The organism is Neisseria sp. CCUG17229 (assembly GCF_047839235.1).
GTDB lineage: Bacteria > Pseudomonadota > Gammaproteobacteria > Burkholderiales > Neisseriaceae > Neisseria > Neisseria brasiliensis.
Map to the genome: position 1 here is coordinate 1,734,071 of NZ_CP181247.1, position 18,936 is coordinate 1,753,006.

An 18,936-nucleotide genomic window follows, 5' to 3' on the forward strand; every position below is an offset into this window, starting at 1 on the left:
CGATATTGCCATGCCTAAAGCCACGTTTTACACCCATGTCGCCCAACCTGCCGTTTTCACCTGTCGTTTGGCTGCCCGCGCGATTCGTGATGGTGGCCGCGTATTGGTTTGGTCGGATTCGGCCGACGCGATTGCCCGTCTCGACCGCGATTTATGGCAGCAGGATGCAGAAAGTTTTATCCCGCACGAAATTTGGCAACCCCATGAAACGATGCCGTCTGAAACACCGGTTTTACTGGCTACCGGCCATATCTTACCCACGCTTCCTGCCGACATCACTGTTTTAAACTTATCGCCTGATTTTTGGTCGGACGCGTCGCAGCCGCCCGAGCGTGTACTGGAAATCGTCGGCAACAGTTTGGAAGATTTGGCCGAAGCACGCGAGCGCTTCCGTGCTTACCGTCAAAGCGGTTTCGATATCGAGCATCACAAAATGGAAGGCAAAGCATAAGCGTTCAGACGGCACAGGCTGTCTGAAATCCATCCATCATCTTTACAAATCCAACGATAATTTTTCAGACGGCCTGATTCATTTTCAAGCATTCTGGGCTATAATCACGTTTTCCTTTTTCATTCAAAGAAACAGCATTATGAACAAAACTTTCAAATTCAGCGCGCTGGCTCTGGCCGCCGCCTTGTCATTGGTTGCTTGTGAGAAAAAAGATGCGGGCGCCGCTCCTGCTACCGCTTCGGCTGCTTCCGGCGCAGCAAACAGCGTGGATGCCATCGGCACACCGGCACAACAAGCCAGCTACGCCATGGGTGTGGACATCGGCCGTTCTTTGAAACAAATGAAAGACCAAGGCACCGACATCGACCTGAAAGTATTCAACGAAGCCCTAGAAACCGTATATGACGGTAAAGAGCCGAAAATGAATGAAATGCAGGCGCAAGAAGTGATGATGAAATTCCTGACCGAACAACAGGAAAAAGCGCAAGCCAAACGCACTGAAGATGCCAAAGCCAATTTGGAAAAAGGTGAAGCCTTCCTGAAAGAAAATGCGGCGAAAGAAGGCGTGAAAACCACGGCTTCAGGCTTGCAATATGTGATGAAAAACGAAGGCACCGGCAAGAAACCGACCAAAGACGATGTGGTGACTGTAGAATACGAAGGCCGCTTGATTGACGGCACAGTATTCGACAGCAGCAAACAAAACGGCGGCCAACCGGTAAGCTTCCCGGTTAATCAAGTGATTCCGGGCTGGCAAGAAGCCGTTCAATTGTTGAAAGAAGGCGGCGAAGCAACCTTCTTTATCCCAGCCAAACTGGCTTACGGCGAACAAGGCGCGGGCGATAAAATCGGCCCGAACTCAACCTTGATTTTCGATGTGAAACTGGTAAAAGTAGGCGGTGCGGAAGACATGCCTGCCCAACCTGAAGTACAAATCGAAAAAGTCCAATAATCCTTTATCATGCCAAACAGGCCGTCTGAACGTGTTCAGACGGCCTGTTTATATCAAAATCATGTCCCATTTTATTAACGGTTTTCTCATTTCTGCCGGCTTGATTATGGCCATCGGCGCACAAAATGCATTGGTGCTGAAACAAGGCTTGTTGCGCCAGCATGTTTGGCTGGTGGTGCTGTTATGCTGGCTGTGTGATGTGGTGCTGATGACTTTAGGCGTGTTCGGCTTAAGCGCCTTACTCTCCGGTAGCCCGAAACTATCCGGTGCGCTGGCTTTGGCCGGCGGCTTATTTTTATTGGCCTACGGCGTCATGAGTGCCAAACGGGCATGGCAAGGCGGCAATTATCTCACGGTAGATACGGAAAACCACATTCCCCCTTCTGCCTTGAAAATCGCCGCAACCACACTGGCTCTGACTTTGCTCAATCCGCATGTGTACATCGATACCGTGGTATTGATTGGTGGCAGCGCAGCCAACTTGGATCAAACCGCCAAACAATTCTTTTTAGTCGGCGCCATCAGTGCCTCAGGTTTATGGTTCAGCGGACTGGGCTTCGGCTCGCGGCTGTTGTTGCCACTATTTAGACGCGAGCAAGTATGGCAGCTGCTCGACAGCCTAATTGCTTTGGTGATGTTTTATTTGGCTTTCGGGCTATTCAAACAGGCTTTTAATGCCCTTATTTAAGCTTCAAAGCCGCCTGAAAAAAGTTTCAGACGGCCTTTCCCATATCATTTACAATATCAACCTTAAACTTAACGCCGGTTAAATCAGGCTAAAATGCTTGTTCTCATCTCTCATTGGCTTTAATTTAACCCCATACAGAAAGTCTATGTCATGAAAAACGTTGTTATTTTGATTTCAGGTCGTGGCAGTAATATGCAGGCCATCGTCAACGCCCAAATCCCCAATGCCCGCATCGCTGCAGTATTAAGCAACAGCGAAAGCGCAGCCGGCTTGGCTTGGGCAGCAGAACGCGGCATTGCTACCGACAGCCTCAACCACAAATCATTTGAATCACGTTTGGCTTTCGACCAAGCTATGATGGCAAAAATCGACGCTTATCAGCCCGATTTGGTGGTGTTGGCCGGCTTTATGCGCATTCTCACCCCTGAATTTTGTGCCCATTACGAAGGCCGGTTGATGAACATTCATCCGTCGATTCTGCCATCATTTACCGGTTTGCACACCCATGAACGTGCCTTGGAAGCCGGTTGCCGCGTAGCCGGTTGCACCATTCATTTTGTAACTGCCGAATTAGACTGTGGCCCGATTATCGCCCAAGGCGTGGTGCCGATTTTGGATAACGACACTGCCGATGATGTGGCCGCACGCGTGTTAAGCGTCGAGCATCAATTGTTTCCCAAAGCCGTGGCCGATTTTGTCGCAGGCCGTCTGAACATTCAAGGCAACCGCGTTTTAAATACCGACACACAACCGCAATCACCTGCATTGCTGGCTTAATATCAGGAGAGAGAATGAAAAAAATCACCACCCTTACCGCTTTATTGGCCGCTGCTTTGGCCGCGCCTACCCTTATGGCGGCCGAGTTACCGAAATCGGCGACCTTGCAATACTCAGGCAACCTGAATATTCCGGCCACCATGAATTTCACCCGAACCGGCAACAGCTACAAAATCGTGTCAACGATTAAAGTGCCGCTGTATCAAATCCGTTTTGAATCGGCCGGCACCATTTCGGGTAACACCCTGAAGCCGACTTACTACAAAGAAACGCGCAACGGTAAAGTGTATGCCGATGCCAAATTCAACGGCAACCGCGTCACCTACGGCAAAGCCGACAGCAAACAAACCAAAACTGTTTCCGGCACCACCATGGATTTGTTTACTTTGGCATGGCAATTAGCAGCGAGTGACGCCAAGCTGCCAAGCGGTTTAAATGTCACCAACGGCAAAAAAATCTACCCGATCAGCAATATGCGCAAATCGGGTGACGCAAGTTACAAATTCAGCGGCGGCTCGACCCCTGTCAGCAATTATGTGGTGCATCGCGGCGATGATACGATTAACTATTCTTTTGCCACGAATTTAAACAATATTCCGGCGCAAATCGTTTATAAAGAAGATGACGGTAAATCGTATAATCTGCGTCTGACTAGTTTAAAAATTAACGGTAAAGCCGTTAAACCTTAATCAACATTACTTTATGTAGAAACATGCCGTCTGAAACTTTCAGACGGCATGTTTTTTTGGAAGATTGATTAAACATCATTTAAGTTTACTCACTTAAATCTATAAAATAAAAGGCCGTCTGAAAAAATATTTTTCAGACGGCCTTTTCTAGGTTAATCCATTATTTATTGGTATTCAAATACAGATTAATCAAACGCTCGGTAGAGCTGTCATGTTTTTGCGGTTCACTCTCGCCGGTCAGTTCCGCCAAAATGGTTTTGGCCAATTGTTTGCCCAATTCCACGCCCCATTGGTCGAAGCTGTTGATGCCCCAAATGGTGCCTTGTACGAAGGTTTTGTGTTCATACAAAGCAATCAGGCTACCCATATTGCGTGGATTAACTTTATCCATCAGGATTAAGTTGGTTGGGCGGTTACCCGAGAAGGTTTTGTGTGACACCAATTCTTCAACGCGCGCTTCGTCCAAACCTTGCGCCTGCAATTCGGCACGCGCTTCTTCAGGCGTTTTACCACGCATGAAGGCTTCTGCTTGGGCAAATACGTTAGCCAACAGGATTTCGTGGTGGCCGCGCAGATTACTGCGTTTTTCCAAAGAGGCAATCAGGTCAATCGGCGTGATGTGGGTGCCTTGGTGCAGCAATTGGAAGAAGGCGTGTTGGCCGTTGATACCGGTTTCACCCCAAATAATCGGCGAAGTCTCATGCTGCACGGCTTGGCCGTCGAGTGTGACTTGTTTACCGTTGCTTTCCATGTCGAGCTGTTGGATAAACTTCGGCAGGCGGTGCAGGTGTTGGTCGTAAGGGGCGATGACATGGCTGCCGCCACCGTAATAGTTAATGTACCAAATGCCGATTAAGGCCAAAATCACCGGCATGTTGCGTTCCAGCGGCGTATTGTAGAAATGCTGGTCCATCAAGTGCGCGCCGTTGAGCATTTCGATGAAGTTTTCTTCACCCAAATACAGCATAATCGGCAGACCAATCGCCGACCACAAGCTGTAACGGCCGCCTACCCAATCCCAGAATTCAAACATATTGGCGGTATCAATACCGAATTCGGCCACGGCTTTTTTATTGGTCGATACGGCGACAAAGTGCTTCGCCACCACGCTTTCATCACCGGCATGCGCCAAGAACCATTCGCGTGCAGTCAAAGCATTGGTTAAGGTTTCTTGCGTGGTAAAGGTTTTAGAAGCGATGATAAACAGCGTAGTTTCAGGATGCACTTTTTCCAACACATCGCGCAATTGCGAACCGTCCACGTTAGACACAAAATGCATGCTCATGCGTGGATGGCCGTATTGCTTCAGTGCGGTACACATCATCAGTGGGCCCAAATCCGAGCCGCCGATACCGATATTCACCACATCGGTAATCACTTGATTGGTGTAGCCCAACCAATTGCCGCTGCGCACTTCATGCGCAAATTCGCCCATGCGGTGCAATACATGGTTCACTTTCGGCATCACGTCTTCGCCGTCCACCACAATCGGTGAATTGGTGCGGTTGCGCAAGGCAACATGCAACACGGCGCGATCTTCAGTTGAGTTGATTTTCTCGCCATGGAACATCTGCTTGATACGCTCAGGCACACCGGCTTCGCGTGCCAAATCCAACAATAAAGACAAGGTTTCGTCGTTGATGCGGTTTTTGGAATAATCCAGTGTCAAACCGCCCACTTGTGACCAGTAACGTTCGGCGCGTTGTGGGTCTTGCTCGAACATGGCACGCATGTGGTCGGTTTTGGTTTGGTCGAAATGCTTCCACAATTTCGACCAGCTTGGTAAATCGTGAAGATGTTTCATGATTTTTTAGTCCTTATCATATTCAACATGTTTATTGTGAATACTTCTTTTACTTTTTTGCAGTTGCAGACTGGCTTGATCACCTAAGCGCAAGGCTAAACCAATAGCCAAAATGTCGATTACGGCCAATTGCAGCAGGCGAGAAACCATCGGCGTGTAAAGCTCAGCGTTTTCCTGCGTGGCCACACTTAACACACAATCAGCCAATTGCGCCAACGGCGATTCGGCACGCGTCACCGCAATCACGGCCGCACCATTTTGCTTGGCAATGCTGACCGCATCCAGCAGTTCAATTGATGAACCGGTGTTCGAAATCGCCACCAGCACATCTTTATCGGTCAACACCGATGCCGCCATCAGTTGGGTGTGGGTATCCACGTAGGCGACAGTTGAAATGCCGAAACGGAAAAACTTGTGCTGCGCATCTTGCGCCACGATACCGGAGTTACCCACGCCGTAAAATTCAACACGGCGGGCGTGCATCAAGATTGCGATGGCGTTTTCCAACTCGGCCTCTTTCAGGTAACGGCGCTCGCCCAATAAAGACGCGGCGGCGTTGCCCAACACCTTTTCCACCACATTATTCATGTCGTCATCGGCATTCAATTCTTCATGCACATAAGGCATGCCTTCGTGGCCGATACTGGCTGACAAAGCCAATTTGAATTCCGGCAAGCCTTTATAGCCCAAGCTGCGACAGAAACGGATTACCGTCGGCTGGCTGACCGAAGCGCGCTCGGCAATTTCGGCCACCGCCGCATGTACAAACCATTTGGGTTCAGCCAAAGCAGATTCGGCGACTTTACGTTCCGCGCCGGACAAATTCGGCAATGACTCACTGATTTTACTTAACATGATGGTAATCCCTATCCGTTATCGCAATGTGACAGATTGTTCTTCTACACTGCAATTATTTGCTTAAACTGTTTTTCAAATGATTGTCCAAAGCCGCCGCTGCACCGGTGATGCCCGGGAACTCACTTAACACAACATACACCGGAATGGCAGCCAAATAGGCTTCAAAACGGCCTTTATTTTCAAAGCGGCTGCGGAATGATGAATTTTTAAAATAATCCAACACTCGCGGAATGATGCCACCGCACAAATATACACCACCGCGCGCGCCCAAAGTCAACGCCAGATTCGAGGCAACCGTGCCCAACATGGCACAGAAAATATCTAATGTCTGACGGCACAAAGGCGATGTGCCGCTCAAGGCGCGATCGGTAATTTCAGACGGCGTCAGTTTGCTTGGTTTGGCTTTTTCTTTGGCAGCCAAAGCTTCGTAAATGAGGCTCAAGCCCGCACCGCTCAAGAAACGCTCGGCAGAAACATGGCCGTATTTGTTTTTGGCGTATTGCCAGATGGTCACTTCCATGTCGTCAAACGGCGGGAAGCTGGTATGACCGCCCTCGCCTGCCAACGCCACCCAACCGGCAGGACTGTGTACCAAACCGCTCACACCCAAACCGGTACCCGGACCAATCACGGCTTTAGGCTGGTGTTCAGCCGGTGTCTGACCGCCGATTTGTACCAAATCTTTGTCTTCGGTTTGGGTCACAGCCAAGGCTTGTGCAGTAAAGTCGTTCAGGAAAATCAAGGTTTCCAAGCCCAATGCCTGACGGGTGGTTTCAATGGAAAACGCCCAGTGGTGGTTAGTCATCTGCACCCAATCACCAACAATCGGATTGGCGATCGCCACCGCGGCATGGGCAACATTCGGCTGGCCGGTGAGGCGCAGGTATTCGCGTGCGGCATCGACGATGGTGTCATAATCCTTACACGGCAACACATGCGCCTGCTCGATTTGCTGCGGCGCAACTTCCAGCGCAAAACGGGCATTGGTACCGCCGATATCGGCAACTAAACGTGGGTAATCAGTTGGTATAGAAGACATGGCAATCCACTCTTTCGTTATTTAAAATCAGGCTGATTGGGTATGTTTCATTTGGCTCTTCCGCTGCTTTGTCAAACACGGCTTTTTTATCTGTACCCTGAATGGCCAAAAACACATTCAAGGTATTCAAAATCGCATCCAAGGTCATGCTCACGCGCTCGTGTGGCGCGGTGATTGGTGTGGTATGAATCAGGGTCAGATTGTTTTCCAGATTAATCGCTTCCGGCAATTGCGGCGCTTGCGGGAACAACGAAGCGGTATGGCCATCGCCGCCCATACCCAACACCAGCACATCAGGGTGCTTGTATTGTTTCAAAGCATAGTCCACTACGGCTTGCGGTTGTAATTCAATTTCAGTTTTACCGTCTTCTACCATCGGAATCCACTGCGCTGCGGCAGCTTTGTTTTGCAGCAAATGTTCGCGCACTAATCGGGTATTGCTGTCGGGATGAGTGGTCGGCACAATGCGCTCATCCACCAAACCGATGCTTACATTGGCCCAATCCAAGTCTTTTTGCGACAAGGCTTCAAAAAAAGCAATTGGCGAGCGACCGCCGGATACCGCCAATACGGCATTGCCTTTTTCATTTAAGGCATTTTGCAATTCGATCGCTACCGCATCCGCTTGTGCGCGGGCGGCAACTGCTGCGTTTTCATATTCGTGCCAAGTAAACATCGTGCGCTCCTTTCGTTGTTCAGACAGCCTTCAAATCAATAGGCCATCTGAAACATTAAGTGAATTCTTGATTGAATCAAGACGGGTATAACACTTTGCAATCATTTCAGACGGCCTAACCAATATGTAATCTTTAAACCATCTGAACGATTATTCCAACCAACAACATATTTTCAGACGGCCTACTAATTTAAAGGCCGTCTGAAAAATATTACTGCTCTTCGTGCCACTTGTTGCCATCGCGCGCCAACAATTCACGCGCTGCTTCAGGGCCCCATGAATGAGCGGCATAACCGTGTGGCGCTTGGGTATTTTGCGCCCAGTTATCCAAAATCGGCATCACATATTCCCATGCCGCTTCCAATTCGTCACGGCGGTTGAACAAGGCCAGATGGCCGTTAATCACATCCAGCAGCAAACGCTCGTAAGCTTCCGGGCGACGACCTGCCAATTGTTTGTCCAAATCGATGGTCATCGGCGTTACTTCGACATTATTGCCCGCACCCGGCGTTTTCACTTGCGCACACAAGCGCACGGAATCAAACGGTTGCAACTCAATCACCAAACGGTTGGCAAACGGCTTGCTGCTCGGGAAAATATGGTTGTCTAAATCACGGAAATTCAACACGATTTCAGCCACTTTATCGGCCATGCGTTTGCCGGTGCGCAGATAAAACGGCACACCCTGCCAACGTTCATTGTCAATCTCGGCTTTAATGGCCACATAAGTTTCAGTGAAGCTTTCAGCCGGCACATCCACTTCCTGCAGATAACCTTTCATGTCGCCTGCTTCAGTGTATTGACCGCGAACCACGTTTTCATTCACCGATTCAATGGTCAGTGGTTTCAGCGATTTAATCACTTTTACTTTTTCATCGCGTACATCATCGGCATCCAAGCTTTTTGGCGGTTCCATCGCGGTCATGCACAACATTTGCATCAAGTGGTTTTGCACCATATCGCGCAAGGCACCGGTGATGTCGTAAAACTCGCCACGCTCTTCCACGCCCAATTGCTCAGCGATGGTGAGTTGCACGCTTTTAATATATTTATTATTCCACATCGGCTCGAACATCACGTTGGCAAAGCGCAAGGCCAATACGTTTTGCAGGCTTTCTTTGCCCAAGTAATGATCGATGCGGTAGATTTGTTCTTCTTTGAAGTATTTACCCACATCATTATTGATTTGTTGTGACGATGCCAAATCGGTGCCCAGCGGTTTTTCCAATACCACACGCACATTGTCGGCATTCAAGCCTACCGCTGCCAGATTTTCACAGGCTTGTGCAAAGAATTTCGGGGCGGTTGAAAGATAAACCACCACACTTTTGGTTTCTGCACGGGATTTGACTTTTTCGCCCAAAGCGGCAAAGTCTTCAGAGCGGGTAACGTCAACAGTAAGATATTCGATGCGTTTGATGAAAGATGCCCATTGTTCATCAGAAAAATTTTGTTTCACATGGATTTTTGAGTTGGTTTCGACTTTAGCCAAAAAGCTTTCGGTATCCATTTCGCTGCGACTTACACCCAAAATGCGCCCTTGCGGATTCAACAATCCGGCCACATGTGCCTGATACAGACACGGCAGCAATTTGCGCATAGCTAAGTCGCCTGTTGCACCGAACAACACCAAATCAAAATTTGTTTGAGTACTCATGTTTCATCTTTCATCAAGAAGAGGCATTAACTGCCATTTTTAAGAAATATTTTTTATAAAACCCACAAACCTTAACGTGACAAATCCGCATAAAATCAGATACATTGAAGCATGTTGATAATTTAATTGCGTATTGCCCGTTGAAAATCCAGCGAAACCAGCAAATTAGTAGTAATACTACACACTGCTACAGATTTTGTCTATCGCCATTTTCAGAATTTATTTGACCTAGTTTAAGTTTTTAACACATTCGCGATTACAGTTGCTTACAATTGACCAAAACTAAGACTTGCATCAAATTTCATACAGATAAATCAGATTAACTGTAACAAAACTACAATATTTGTATTATAATATTGATTATATTATATCAGTTTCCATTCTTTCAGACGGCCTCAGCAGCCGCCCATACAAAACCGAGCCGCATGACGGCCAAAAAAGGAGCCATACATGAGCCACACTCCTATCCATCCCAAACTGGCGGAAATTACCCAGCGTATCATCGACCGCAGCCAAGCAACGCGCGCCAAATATTTAGCCAAAATCCGCGCCGCCAAACAACAAGGCCGCTTGGAGCGCAATCAATTAGGTTGCAGTAACCTTGCACACGGCTATGCTTCCATGCCCAAAAGCATCAAAATCGAAATGCTGCAGGAAACCGTGCCAAACTTAGGCATCATCACCGCTTACAACGACATGGTTTCGGCGCACCAACCATTTAAAGATTTCCCTGATTGGATTAAGGACGAAGCACAAAAATACGGCGCCACCGCGCAAGTTGCCGGCGGCACACCGGCCATGTGTGACGGCATTACCCAAGGTTATGCCGGTATGGAATTGTCTTTGTTCTCGCGCGATGTGATTGCAATGAGCACGGCAGTGGGCATGTCGCATCAAATGTTCGACGGCGGCCTGTATATGGGTGTGTGTGACAAAATCGTACCCGGCCTGATGATTGGTGCTTTGTCGTTCGGTCATGTTCCGGCAGTATTTTTACCGGCAGGCCCGATGGCCAGCGGCATCAGCAATAAAGACAAAGCGCGTACCCGCCAATTGTTTGCCGAAGGCAAAGTCGGCCGCGATGCCCTGCTCGAAAGCGAAATGGGTTCGTACCACAGCCCCGGCACCTGCACCTTCTACGGCACCGCCAATTCCAACCAAATGATGATGGAAATGATGGGCGTGCATTTACCGGCGGCCGCATTTGTGCATCCTTATACCGATTTGCGCGAAGCCCTTACCCGCTACGGCGCCGCCCACTTGGCACAAGGCATCCGCAACGGCACCGCCCTGCCATTGGGCGAAATGTTGACGGAAAAATCATTCATCAATGCCCTGATCGGCCTGATGGCGACCGGTGGTTCGACCAACCACACCATGCACTTAGTCGCCATGGCGCGTGCGGCCGGTGTGATTTTGAACTGGGATGATTTTGACGAAATTTCTTCTATTATTCCATTGATGATTCGCGTGTATCCGAACGGTAAAGCCGACGTCAACCACTTTGCTGCAGCCGGCGGTTTGCCGTTTGTGATTCGCGAATTGCTGGATGCAGGTTTGCTGCATGACGATGTTGACACCGTAGTCGGCCGCGGCATGCGCCACTACACCCAAGAGCCGTTCTTAATTGACGGCAAACTGGAATGGCGCGAAGCACCAACCGAAAGCGGCAATGACGACATCTTGCGCAAAATCGACAATCCGTTCTCACCTGACGGCGGTTTGCGTCTGATGCAAGGCAACATCGGCCGCGGTGTGATTAAAGTATCGGCCATCCGCGAAGGCTGCCGCATCATCGAAGCCCCTGCCATCGTATTCAACGACCAGCGCGAAGTATTGGAAGCTTTTGATCGCGGCGAACTCGAGCGCGATTTCGTGTGCGTGGTGCGCTACCAAGGCCCGCGTGCCAATGGTATGCCGGAATTGCACAAACTCACTCCCCCTTTGGGCATTTTGCAAGACCGCGGTTTCAGCGTTGCCTTGCTGACTGACGGCCGTATGTCAGGCGCTTCGGGTAAAGTGCCGGCTGCCATCCACATGACGCCTGAAGCCCTGATGGGCGGCGGCATCGGCAAAATCCGCACCGACGATTTAATCCGCTTTAATTCGGTGACCGGCGAATTAAACGTGTTAACCAGCGAAGCCGAATGGGCTGCACGCGAAGTCGAACAAATCGATTTGAGCGCTAACCAGCAAGGCTGCGGCCGCGAATTGTTTGCCAATTTCCGCAGCATGACCAGCTCGGCGGAAACCGGCGCCATGAGTTTCGGCGGCGAATTTGCCTAAACCTTTTTCAGACGGCCTGTTGATGAATCTTCAAGGCCGTCTGAAACTCATTAACGAAGTGCACTTATTTTCAAGGAACAAACATGTCTGCAACACTCACCCCACGCGAAATCTTAAGCGCAGGCGCAGTTATCCCTGTGATGGCGATTGACGATTTATCTACGGCCGTTGACTTGGCGCATGCCTTGGTTGAAGGCGGTATTCCGACATTAGAAATCACTTTGCGCACTCCGGTCGGCGTAGACGCCATCCGCCTGATTGCCAAAGAAGTGCCGAATGCCATCGTCGGCGCAGGCACAGTAACCAACCCCGAGCAACTCAAAGCCGTGGAAGATGCCGGTGCGGTATTCGCCATCAGCCCGGGCTTGCATGAAACCTTGGCCAAAGCCAGCCATCAAAGCAGCATTCCATTGATTCCGGGCGTGGCAACACCAGGCGAAGTGCAATTGGCCTTGGAACACGGCATCGACACTTTGAAGCTGTTCCCTGCCGAAGTAGTCGGCGGCAAAGCCATGCTTAAAGCCTTGTACGGCCCTTACCCTGACATCCGCTTCTGCCCGACCGGTGGCATCACTTTGGAAAGCGCGCCGGAATACTTGGCCTTGCCAAATGTATTGTGTGTCGGCGGCTCATGGCTGACCCCGAAAGATGCGGTGAAAAACCAAGATTGGGCAACCATCACCCGCTTGGCCAAAGAAGCGGCTGCACTGAAAGCGTAATTCAGCTTGAGACCTTTGCAAAAATCGTCAATTTTCAGAAATCTTTAAACTGTCATTCCCGCGTAGGCGGGAATGACAAGCATAGTTTCCTTAGTTCAAATTGAGTTTTGCAAAAGTCATGACTGATACAAATTAAAATGCCGTCTGAATCCAATGTTTCAGACGGCATTTTATTTGGCATAAACTTTATTTCGGAATCACCAAGAAATTAATCAAAAATTCTTTAAATACAAAACCGAACACACCGAAGCCCAGCACGAAAAACAGCATAAACATACCAAACTTACCGGCTTTCGATTCCTTACCCAGCTTGTAAACGATAAAGCCCAAAAAAATAATCAGACCCGTTAAGCAGATTCTCATTGCCCAAGTGGCGAAAACGGCCTCATCCATGTGTTTTTTTCCTTTTTCATTGGCGTGATGTTTCAGACGGCCTTGTGACCTGCCATCAGGCCGTCTGAATAATTCTATTACCAATATTATAGGACTAAGCCAAGGCCTGTTGCAAATCATCGATTAAATCATCGACATATTCCAAGCCGACCGACAAGCGCACCAAGCCTTGGCGGATACCGGCGGCCAGCTTGTCTTCAGGCGACATACGCGCGTGGGTAGTGGTCCATGGATGGGTGACGGTCGAGCGTACATCGCCTAAGTTCGCCGTGCGCGAAAACACGTTTACGCTGTCAATCACTTTCCATGCCGCATCTTGATCGGCCAATTCAAAACCAACTACAATGCCGCCGCCGTTTTGCTGGCGCTCAACCAGTTCACGTTGCGGATGCTCCGGCAAACCGGCGTAATACACCGCTTTGACCTGCGGCTGCTGTTGCAACCATTGCGCCACTTTCAGCGCATTGTCGAATTGTTTTTCCATGCGGATGGAAAGCGTTTCAATGCCGCTCAATAATTCAAACGAATTAAACGGTGAAATTGCCAAGCCGCAAGAATTGGCATACATCGCCACTTGATTCATCAAGGCTTCCGAACCGGACAACACGCCGCCCGCCACGCGCCCGTGTCCGTCAATCGCTTTGGTTGCGGATTGCACGGAAATATCAGCACCGCATTGCAAAGGCTGCTGGCCGAATGGCGACATCAGGCTGTTGTCCACCACCAATAAGGCTTCGTTTTCATGCGCCAACGCTGCCAAAGCTTGTAGATCAGCCACTTCCCCCAGCGGATTAGAGGGCGTTTCCAAGAAAAACAGCTTGGTATTATCCTGCACCGCTGCGCGCCATTCGGCCACATCAACAGTCGAGACATAGCTCACCTCAATGCCGAAGCGTTTCACCACGGTATCGATAAAGCCGACCGTCGTGCCAAACAAACCGCGGCTGCAAATCACATGGTCGCCCGCGCTCAAAAAGGTCAGAAACGCCGCCTGAATCGCCGACATACCGGTCGATGTCGCCACTGCACGCTCTGCGCCCTCCAAAGCCGCCACGCGTTTTTCAAAAGCGGCAGTAGTCGGGTTGGCGGTGCGGGTGTAGGTGAAACCTTTCACCTTTTTGGAGAACAAATCTGCCGCGTGCGCCGCGCTTTCCCACATAAAGCTACTGGTTAAAAACAGGGCTTGGTTGTGTTCGTTGTAAGCGGTTTGCTCTTTGCCGGCGCGGATGGCCAAGGTTTGCGGGTGAAGCTTTTTCGTCATGGTTGAGTCCTGAGTGTTCAAGGCCGAGCGCTTTGCAAAATCCCTGTTTGGCACATTTTTCGTTGTGCTGCGACAACTTTGAACTGCACTCAAATCTAGGGGTTGACCAAGCTCTCAGGCCGTTTGAAAACGGAAATAAAAAAAGCAGCATGGTGTCTGCTGTATCGGCCTGCATGTAATTTGTTAATATTTTGCGCCGATTTTGCTTTGGTTTCAAGAACAAAAACTGAGCAAAATCAGATATTCGTTATTAAAATAAAGCTAACATCAACTATTCTATTTTTGAATAATCAGGCCGTCTGAAAGCATATGGTTTCAGACGGCCTCAAACAATTATTGATAAACCTTGCCGTTGTGTTTCAGCCAGCCACCAATATGACGACCATTCGGGTCGTGGTGCGTCCAATGAATCACGCCGCCTTGTTCCGACCATTCGTACACGCCGTAAAAGCGCACGGTGTCGCCTTTTTTCAAGCCTTTGATTTTGTCGGCTAAGTCGATATTGTGTGCCACCAATAAGGTTTGGCCGCTGGATAATTTCAAGATAAAGCGTTGATGGCGCGAGCCTTTATTGTCGTCCGGCAAGGTCTTTTTCACCACGCCCTCGTCTTCGACTTGCAACTTGCTTTGGCGCTGTTCAAAAGCACGTTGCAACACGGCTTCAGCATTGCTGCCGGAACGCGTTTGACCTTGTTCAGACGGCCTTGATTGCGTTTGCCCCTGCTGCGGCTGTTGCGCCGTATCCTGCCATTTTTGATAGCCCAAAAACGCCGCGGCGGCAATGACCATCCAAATCCATTTATTCATTCGGTTTACTTCTCACGCTTGTATTTCATTTCGTACTTCAAATCGGCCAACACTTTTTTCACATTGTGATCGAGCAAATCTTCCACCAAGGCCGGTGCTTGTTCGTTTAAGGTTTGCTGCAAATTGTAAGAGAGCAAAGCCATTTGTTTTTGCAGCGCCACGCGGATCATGCCATTGACCGCATCAGTCACATGCGGGCGCATGCGCTTGATCAGGCGCTCGGCCAATTCTTGTTCGGAGATGCAAAACACTTCTCGGCGGCCGATGGTCTGCGGATTCAATACATTGATATTCACCACTATTTTTTGTTCGGCCACATCATCGAGGCCGTCTGAATGCTCGGTTTCATTCATCTTTTCAGACGGCATGGTGTCTTCGCTTTCAGTTTGCAGCTCGGGAAATTCTACGGTTTGGCGTTTCGGATTGAGCCACACGGTGCGGGTCGATTCGATGTGTTTCTCGGAAGCGCGCATTTGCAAAGCGTTTTGCGCGCTCAACCAGTTTTCCTGCAGCAGCACCATATCATCGGTTTCGATGTCTTCATGCTGCGCTACTTCGGCATTGTGTTCTTCCTGCCATTTGCGCATGTATTCCCGCAATACCTTATCGCGCGATTTTTGGTCGAGTTCATAAGGTTTGTCGGCTTTGGCGGCAACATTCGGGCGCGCATCTTTCGATTCACGAATCAAGGGCGCGTGGGTATAAGGTGCGTTAATCTGACGGGTCTGGCGTAATTGTTCCAACCGGCGTTCCCAGTTGAAATCGTTTTCCGTTTGTGATGAAGGATTTGGCTTTTTGGTATCCATTTTTATCTCGTTGCAATTTCCGTTTCGCAATCAAACCGCTTGATTTGCTATAATGCGGCATTCTATCAGATTCCTAAGGAATAGACATGAGCAGCATTGAGCAACGATTAGAATTTTTGGAAGAGTCAAACGAAGTTTTGCGCATGCAAAATCACGTTTTGGCGACCGCACTCAAAGGCCTGATTCGCGCCCTGCCCGGCGACACCGCTCAAGACGTGGTCGAATCCATCCAACTGGCGTTTGAAGACGCTCTGGCCGAACTCAACTACGAAGACAGCCCGCACACGGATTTGTTCCACGACGTAACTTACGCCTTTTTCCGTGAAAAAGAACGCTGATTCAAGCGGATAAACGGCAAAAAGTTTATGCTGCGCATTGCCCTGTCATTATGGACTTATGCTAAAATCGCGCTTTATTTTATTTGATTCCGATTCACCACATAGAGGAGACTCACCATGAACATGAAAAAATGGATTGCCGCAGCCATCGCCTGCTCGGCACTGACCTTGGGCGCATGCGGCGGCCAAAGCAAAGACACCACCGCCGCTGCACCTGCTGCTGCCGACCCAAATAAAGTATACCGCGTAGCCATGAATGCCGAATTCGCGCCATTTGAATCACGCGATGCCAACGGTAAAGTGGAAGGCTTCGATGTTGACTTGATGGATGCCATGGCCAAAGCCGGCAACTTCAAAATCGAATACAAACACCAGCCTTGGGAAAGCCTGTTCCCAGCATTGAACAATGGCGACGTGGACATCGTAATGTCTGGCGTAACCATCACTGACGACCGCAAACAATCGATGGATTTTACCGATCCGTATTTTGAAATTACCCAAGTGGTGTTGGTACCGCAAGGCAAACCGATTTCTTCATCAGAAGATTTGAAAAACCTGAACAAAGTCGGCGTGGTAACCGGCTACACCGGCGACTTCTCTGTGTCTAAACTGTTAGGCAACGACAGCCCAAAAATCGCCCGCTTTGAAACCGTGCCATTGGTGATCAAAGAATTGGAAAACGGCGGTTTGGATGCCGTGGTGAGCGACAGTGCTGTGATTGCCAACTATGTGAAAAACAACCCGACCAAAGGCATGGATTTCATCACCCTGCCTGATTTCACCGTTGAAAACTACGGCATCGCTACCCGCAAAGGCGACGAAGCCACTGTTCAAATGCTGAACGACGCGTTGAAAAAAGTACGTGAAAGCGGCGAATACGAGCAAATCAAAGCCAAATACTTTGCTGACGAATCAAAGAAATAATTTGATTTGATGCCGTAAAATATAATGAGGCCGTCTGAAATATAATATTTCAGACGGCCTCATTATTACAAAATCGCTTAGGATAAAATCAGAAGCTGATGACATTTTCTGATAAACAGAGATTTTTGCAAAACCCATCTAAATACCAGAACATACATAATCGCCGTCATTCCCGCGTAGGCGGGAATCCATTGTAACATCTAAGAAACCTATTTTATTCAATATCTTGTCATATTTAAAAATGGATTCCCACCTACGCGGGAATGACGGCCTTTAGGGTTTCATTGGTCGTTCATGAGATTTTGCAAAGGCTCAAAACCGTATCCTATTTACCCCAAAATAAACCAACCAACAAAAATGCCGTCTGAAACATTAAGTTTCAGACGGCATTGATCTTTTAATTCAATTACTTCACTTCCAACTTAGCCACACCACTCATATACGGCTGCAAGGCGGCAGGAATATTGATGCTGCCATCGGCGTTTTGATGGTTTTCCAAAACAGCCACCAAAGTGCGACCAACTGCCAAACCCGAGCCATTTAAAGTATGCACCAAGCGGTTTTTGCCGTTTTCATCTTTGAAACGCGCTTTCATACGGCGCGCCTGGAAATCTTCGCAGTTAGAACAGCTGGAAATCTCGCGGTAAGTATTTTGTGCTGGCACCCATACTTCCAAATCATACGTTTTGGTTGCGCCAAAGCCCATGTCGCCGGTGCACAAGGTAATCACACGGTAAGGCAGTTCCAAAGCTTTCAAGATGTTTTCCGCATGGCCGACCATCTCTTCCAAAGCCTGATAAGAATCTTCCGGACGCACGATTTGCACCATTTCTACCTTATCAAACTGGTGCTGGCGAATCAAACCGCGCACGTCTTTGCCATACGCGCCCGCTTCCGAACGGAAACACGGCGAATGCGCGGTCAGCTTCAGCGGCAATTCGCTGTCGGCCACAATGCTGTCGGCCACGGTATTGGTGAGCGTCACTTCCGCAGTCGGAATCAGGTATTGCGTTTTCTTGCTCTCATCGCCACCACGGGTCACATGGAACAAATCTTCGGCAAATTTCGGCAACTGTCCCGTACCCTGCAAGGTTACATCATCAACGATATACGGCGTGTAATGCTCGGTGTAGCCGTGTTGCAGCGTATGCGTATCCAGCATAAATTGCGCCAATGCACGATGCAAACGCGCGATTTGGCCTTTCATCACGGTAAAACGCGCGCCCGACAAACGCGCGCCGCCTTCAAAATCCAAGCCGAGCGGTTCGCCCAAATCGACATGGTCTTTAATCTCAAATTCAAATTCGCGCGGCGTGCCGACTTTACGCACTTCCACGTTTTCCGTTTCATCTTTACCCGCAGGCACACTCTCATGCGGCAGGTTTGGAATAGTCAGCAGCCAAGCGTCCAATTCCTGCTGTACCGCCTCTAAATCCTTGGCCGCCTGCTCCAAATCCACCTTGATTTGCGCCACCTGATCCATGGCCGCCTGAGCTTCATCATGTTTGCCCTGACCTTTGAGCGCACCGATTTGCTTGGAAATACTGTTGCGCGCCGCCTGTAATTCCTCAGCCTTCACCTGCACCGCCTTACGCTGCTCCTCCAAAGCCTGAAAACGCGCCGTGTCAAATTCATAACCACGCGCCGCCAAACGAGCCGCTACCGCATGGGTGTCATTACGCAAAAGTTGGATGTCTAACATGAATCTCTCTCGATAGCTAAAAATACGAATAGCGGTATTGTAAACCAAATCCGAAGTATTTTCAGCAGCGTGAAAACTGTGTGAAATGGGAAAGGCCGTCTGAAACCTA

The 18,936-nt window shown here is 49.3% G+C and carries 19 protein-coding genes; 9 read left to right on the plus strand and 10 right to left on the minus strand.

Going from position 1 to position 18,936, the window contains the following annotated elements:
* Positions 1 to 10 precede the first annotated feature (10 nt).
* The 5 genes from ACM67B_RS08315 to ACM67B_RS08335 all read left to right on the plus strand — a co-directional run bounded on the left by ACM67B_RS08315 (position 11) and on the right by ACM67B_RS08335 (position 3,557).
* Positions 11 to 451, plus strand: coding sequence for a DNA polymerase III subunit chi (locus ACM67B_RS08315; RefSeq protein ID WP_416190551.1), 441 nt, complete (start codon positions 11 to 13; stop codon positions 449 to 451).
* Positions 452 to 590: 139 nt separating this feature from the next.
* Entirely contained in the window at positions 591 to 1,403 is an 813-nt protein-coding gene (locus ACM67B_RS08320; RefSeq protein ID WP_416189218.1) for an FKBP-type peptidyl-prolyl cis-trans isomerase, read from the plus strand.
* 61 nt (positions 1,404 to 1,464) lie between these two features.
* Positions 1,465 to 2,091, plus strand: a complete 627-nt coding sequence (locus tag ACM67B_RS08325) for a LysE/ArgO family amino acid transporter (RefSeq protein ID WP_416189219.1) — start codon at positions 1,465 to 1,467, stop codon at positions 2,089 to 2,091.
* Between the two features lie 150 nt (positions 2,092 to 2,241).
* On the plus strand, positions 2,242 to 2,868 hold the full coding sequence (purN, locus tag ACM67B_RS08330; RefSeq protein WP_416189220.1) for a phosphoribosylglycinamide formyltransferase: 627 nt from the start codon (positions 2,242 to 2,244) through the stop codon (positions 2,866 to 2,868).
* 14 nt (positions 2,869 to 2,882) lie between these two features.
* Entirely contained in the window at positions 2,883 to 3,557 is a 675-nt protein-coding gene (locus ACM67B_RS08335) for a DUF3108 domain-containing protein (protein ID WP_416189221.1), read from the plus strand.
* Between the two features lie 160 nt (positions 3,558 to 3,717).
* Here ACM67B_RS08335 and pgi read toward each other — a convergent pair whose 3' ends face one another.
* From pgi to zwf, 5 genes are all read right to left on the minus strand, one after another.
* On the minus strand, positions 3,718 to 5,361 hold the full coding sequence (pgi, locus tag ACM67B_RS08340) for a glucose-6-phosphate isomerase (RefSeq protein ID WP_416189222.1): 1,644 nt from the start codon (positions 5,359 to 5,361) through the stop codon (positions 3,718 to 3,720).
* A 6-nt stretch (positions 5,362 to 5,367) separates the two neighbouring features.
* Positions 5,368 to 6,216 carry an SIS domain-containing protein gene (locus ACM67B_RS08345; protein WP_416189223.1) on the minus strand — a complete coding sequence of 283 codons (849 nt, stop codon included), beginning with the start codon at positions 6,214 to 6,216 and terminating at the stop codon, positions 5,368 to 5,370.
* 55 nt (positions 6,217 to 6,271) lie between these two features.
* Positions 6,272 to 7,258 (minus strand): glucokinase, encoded by a 987-nt coding sequence (locus ACM67B_RS08350; RefSeq protein ID WP_416189224.1) that lies wholly within the window; start codon positions 7,256 to 7,258, stop codon positions 6,272 to 6,274.
* The gene (pgl, locus tag ACM67B_RS08355) at positions 7,239 to 7,934 is read right to left on the minus strand and encodes a 6-phosphogluconolactonase (protein ID WP_416189225.1); all 696 of its coding nucleotides are present in this window, start codon (positions 7,932 to 7,934) and stop codon (positions 7,239 to 7,241) included. The genes ACM67B_RS08350 and pgl overlap by 20 nt, the downstream gene beginning before the upstream one ends.
* A 211-nt stretch (positions 7,935 to 8,145) precedes the next feature.
* Positions 8,146 to 9,591: a glucose-6-phosphate dehydrogenase gene (zwf, locus tag ACM67B_RS08360; RefSeq protein WP_416189226.1), complete on the minus strand. Its 1,446-nt coding sequence runs from the start codon at positions 9,589 to 9,591 to the stop codon at positions 8,146 to 8,148.
* 450 nt (positions 9,592 to 10,041) lie between these two features.
* Here zwf and edd point away from each other — a divergent pair, with 450 nt between their 5' ends.
* Positions 10,042 to 11,877 (plus strand): phosphogluconate dehydratase, encoded by a 1,836-nt coding sequence (gene edd, locus ACM67B_RS08365; protein WP_416189227.1) that lies wholly within the window; start codon positions 10,042 to 10,044, stop codon positions 11,875 to 11,877.
* 83 nt (positions 11,878 to 11,960) lie between these two features.
* Positions 11,961 to 12,596 (plus strand): bifunctional 4-hydroxy-2-oxoglutarate aldolase/2-dehydro-3-deoxy-phosphogluconate aldolase, encoded by a 636-nt coding sequence (locus ACM67B_RS08370; protein WP_416189228.1) that lies wholly within the window; start codon positions 11,961 to 11,963, stop codon positions 12,594 to 12,596.
* 186 nt (positions 12,597 to 12,782) lie between these two features.
* On the opposite strand, the gene ACM67B_RS08375 is transcribed toward ACM67B_RS08370, so the two are convergent.
* From ACM67B_RS08375 to ACM67B_RS08390, 4 genes are all read right to left on the minus strand, one after another.
* On the minus strand, positions 12,783 to 12,989 hold the full coding sequence (locus ACM67B_RS08375; RefSeq protein WP_165008290.1) for a DUF2788 domain-containing protein: 207 nt from the start codon (positions 12,987 to 12,989) through the stop codon (positions 12,783 to 12,785).
* Between the two features lie 94 nt (positions 12,990 to 13,083).
* Positions 13,084 to 14,250: an O-succinylhomoserine sulfhydrylase gene (gene metZ / locus ACM67B_RS08380; protein WP_416189229.1), complete on the minus strand. Its 1,167-nt coding sequence runs from the start codon at positions 14,248 to 14,250 to the stop codon at positions 13,084 to 13,086.
* A 333-nt stretch (positions 14,251 to 14,583) separates the two neighbouring features.
* Positions 14,584 to 15,057 (minus strand): DUF3465 domain-containing protein, encoded by a 474-nt coding sequence (locus ACM67B_RS08385; protein WP_416189230.1) that lies wholly within the window; start codon positions 15,055 to 15,057, stop codon positions 14,584 to 14,586.
* A 5-nt stretch (positions 15,058 to 15,062) separates the two neighbouring features.
* Positions 15,063 to 15,863, minus strand: coding sequence for a hypothetical protein (locus ACM67B_RS08390; protein ID WP_416189231.1), 801 nt, complete (start codon positions 15,861 to 15,863; stop codon positions 15,063 to 15,065).
* A gap of 86 nt (positions 15,864 to 15,949) precedes the next feature.
* On the opposite strand from ACM67B_RS08390, the gene ACM67B_RS08395 reads away from it, so the two are divergent.
* Both ACM67B_RS08395 and ACM67B_RS08400 read left to right on the plus strand, forming a co-directional pair.
* Entirely contained in the window at positions 15,950 to 16,201 is a 252-nt protein-coding gene (locus ACM67B_RS08395) for an NGO1151 family protein (RefSeq protein WP_100562916.1), read from the plus strand.
* 117 nt (positions 16,202 to 16,318) lie between these two features.
* Complete coding sequence (locus tag ACM67B_RS08400) at positions 16,319 to 17,125, plus strand: basic amino acid ABC transporter substrate-binding protein (RefSeq protein WP_416189232.1); 807 nt, start codon at positions 16,319 to 16,321, stop codon at positions 17,123 to 17,125.
* 406 nt (positions 17,126 to 17,531) lie between these two features.
* On the opposite strand, the gene serS is transcribed toward ACM67B_RS08400, so the two are convergent.
* Positions 17,532 to 18,827: a serine--tRNA ligase gene (gene serS, locus ACM67B_RS08405; protein ID WP_416189233.1), complete on the minus strand. Its 1,296-nt coding sequence runs from the start codon at positions 18,825 to 18,827 to the stop codon at positions 17,532 to 17,534.
* Positions 18,828 to 18,936 lie beyond the last annotated feature (109 nt).

Bases quoted from the DNA above. Each gene is read 5' to 3' on its own strand.
- ACM67B_RS08335 (WP_416189221.1), top strand. From the start codon at position 2,883: ATGAAAAAAATCACCACCCTTACCGCTTTATTGGCCGCTGCTTTGGCC.
- metZ (WP_416189229.1), bottom strand. From the start codon at position 14,250: ATGACGAAAAAGCTTCACCCGCAAACCTTGGCCATCCGCGCCGGCAAA.
- ACM67B_RS08395 (WP_100562916.1), top strand. From the start codon at position 15,950: ATGAGCAGCATTGAGCAACGATTAGAATTTTTGGAAGAGTCAAACGAA.
- edd (WP_416189227.1), top strand. From the start codon at position 10,042: ATGAGCCACACTCCTATCCATCCCAAACTGGCGGAAATTACCCAGCGT.
- ACM67B_RS08390 (WP_416189231.1), bottom strand. From the start codon at position 15,863: ATGGATACCAAAAAGCCAAATCCTTCATCACAAACGGAAAACGATTTC.
- purN (WP_416189220.1), top strand. From the start codon at position 2,242: ATGAAAAACGTTGTTATTTTGATTTCAGGTCGTGGCAGTAATATGCAG.
- ACM67B_RS08385 (WP_416189230.1), bottom strand. From the start codon at position 15,057: ATGAATAAATGGATTTGGATGGTCATTGCCGCCGCGGCGTTTTTGGGC.
- ACM67B_RS08345 (WP_416189223.1), bottom strand. From the start codon at position 6,216: ATGTTAAGTAAAATCAGTGAGTCATTGCCGAATTTGTCCGGCGCGGAA.
- ACM67B_RS08350 (WP_416189224.1), bottom strand. From the start codon at position 7,258: ATGTCTTCTATACCAACTGATTACCCACGTTTAGTTGCCGATATCGGC.
- ACM67B_RS08320 (WP_416189218.1), top strand. From the start codon at position 591: ATGAACAAAACTTTCAAATTCAGCGCGCTGGCTCTGGCCGCCGCCTTG.
- pgi (WP_416189222.1), bottom strand. From the start codon at position 5,361: ATGAAACATCTTCACGATTTACCAAGCTGGTCGAAATTGTGGAAGCAT.
- ACM67B_RS08370 (WP_416189228.1), top strand. From the start codon at position 11,961: ATGTCTGCAACACTCACCCCACGCGAAATCTTAAGCGCAGGCGCAGTT.
- ACM67B_RS08400 (WP_416189232.1), top strand. From the start codon at position 16,319: ATGAACATGAAAAAATGGATTGCCGCAGCCATCGCCTGCTCGGCACTG.
- serS (WP_416189233.1), bottom strand. From the start codon at position 18,827: ATGTTAGACATCCAACTTTTGCGTAATGACACCCATGCGGTAGCGGCT.
- ACM67B_RS08325 (WP_416189219.1), top strand. From the start codon at position 1,465: ATGTCCCATTTTATTAACGGTTTTCTCATTTCTGCCGGCTTGATTATG.
- pgl (WP_416189225.1), bottom strand. From the start codon at position 7,934: ATGTTTACTTGGCACGAATATGAAAACGCAGCAGTTGCCGCCCGCGCA.
- zwf (WP_416189226.1), bottom strand. From the start codon at position 9,591: ATGAGTACTCAAACAAATTTTGATTTGGTGTTGTTCGGTGCAACAGGC.
- ACM67B_RS08375 (WP_165008290.1), bottom strand. From the start codon at position 12,989: ATGGATGAGGCCGTTTTCGCCACTTGGGCAATGAGAATCTGCTTAACG.
- ACM67B_RS08315 (WP_416190551.1), top strand. From the start codon at position 11: ATGCCTAAAGCCACGTTTTACACCCATGTCGCCCAACCTGCCGTTTTC.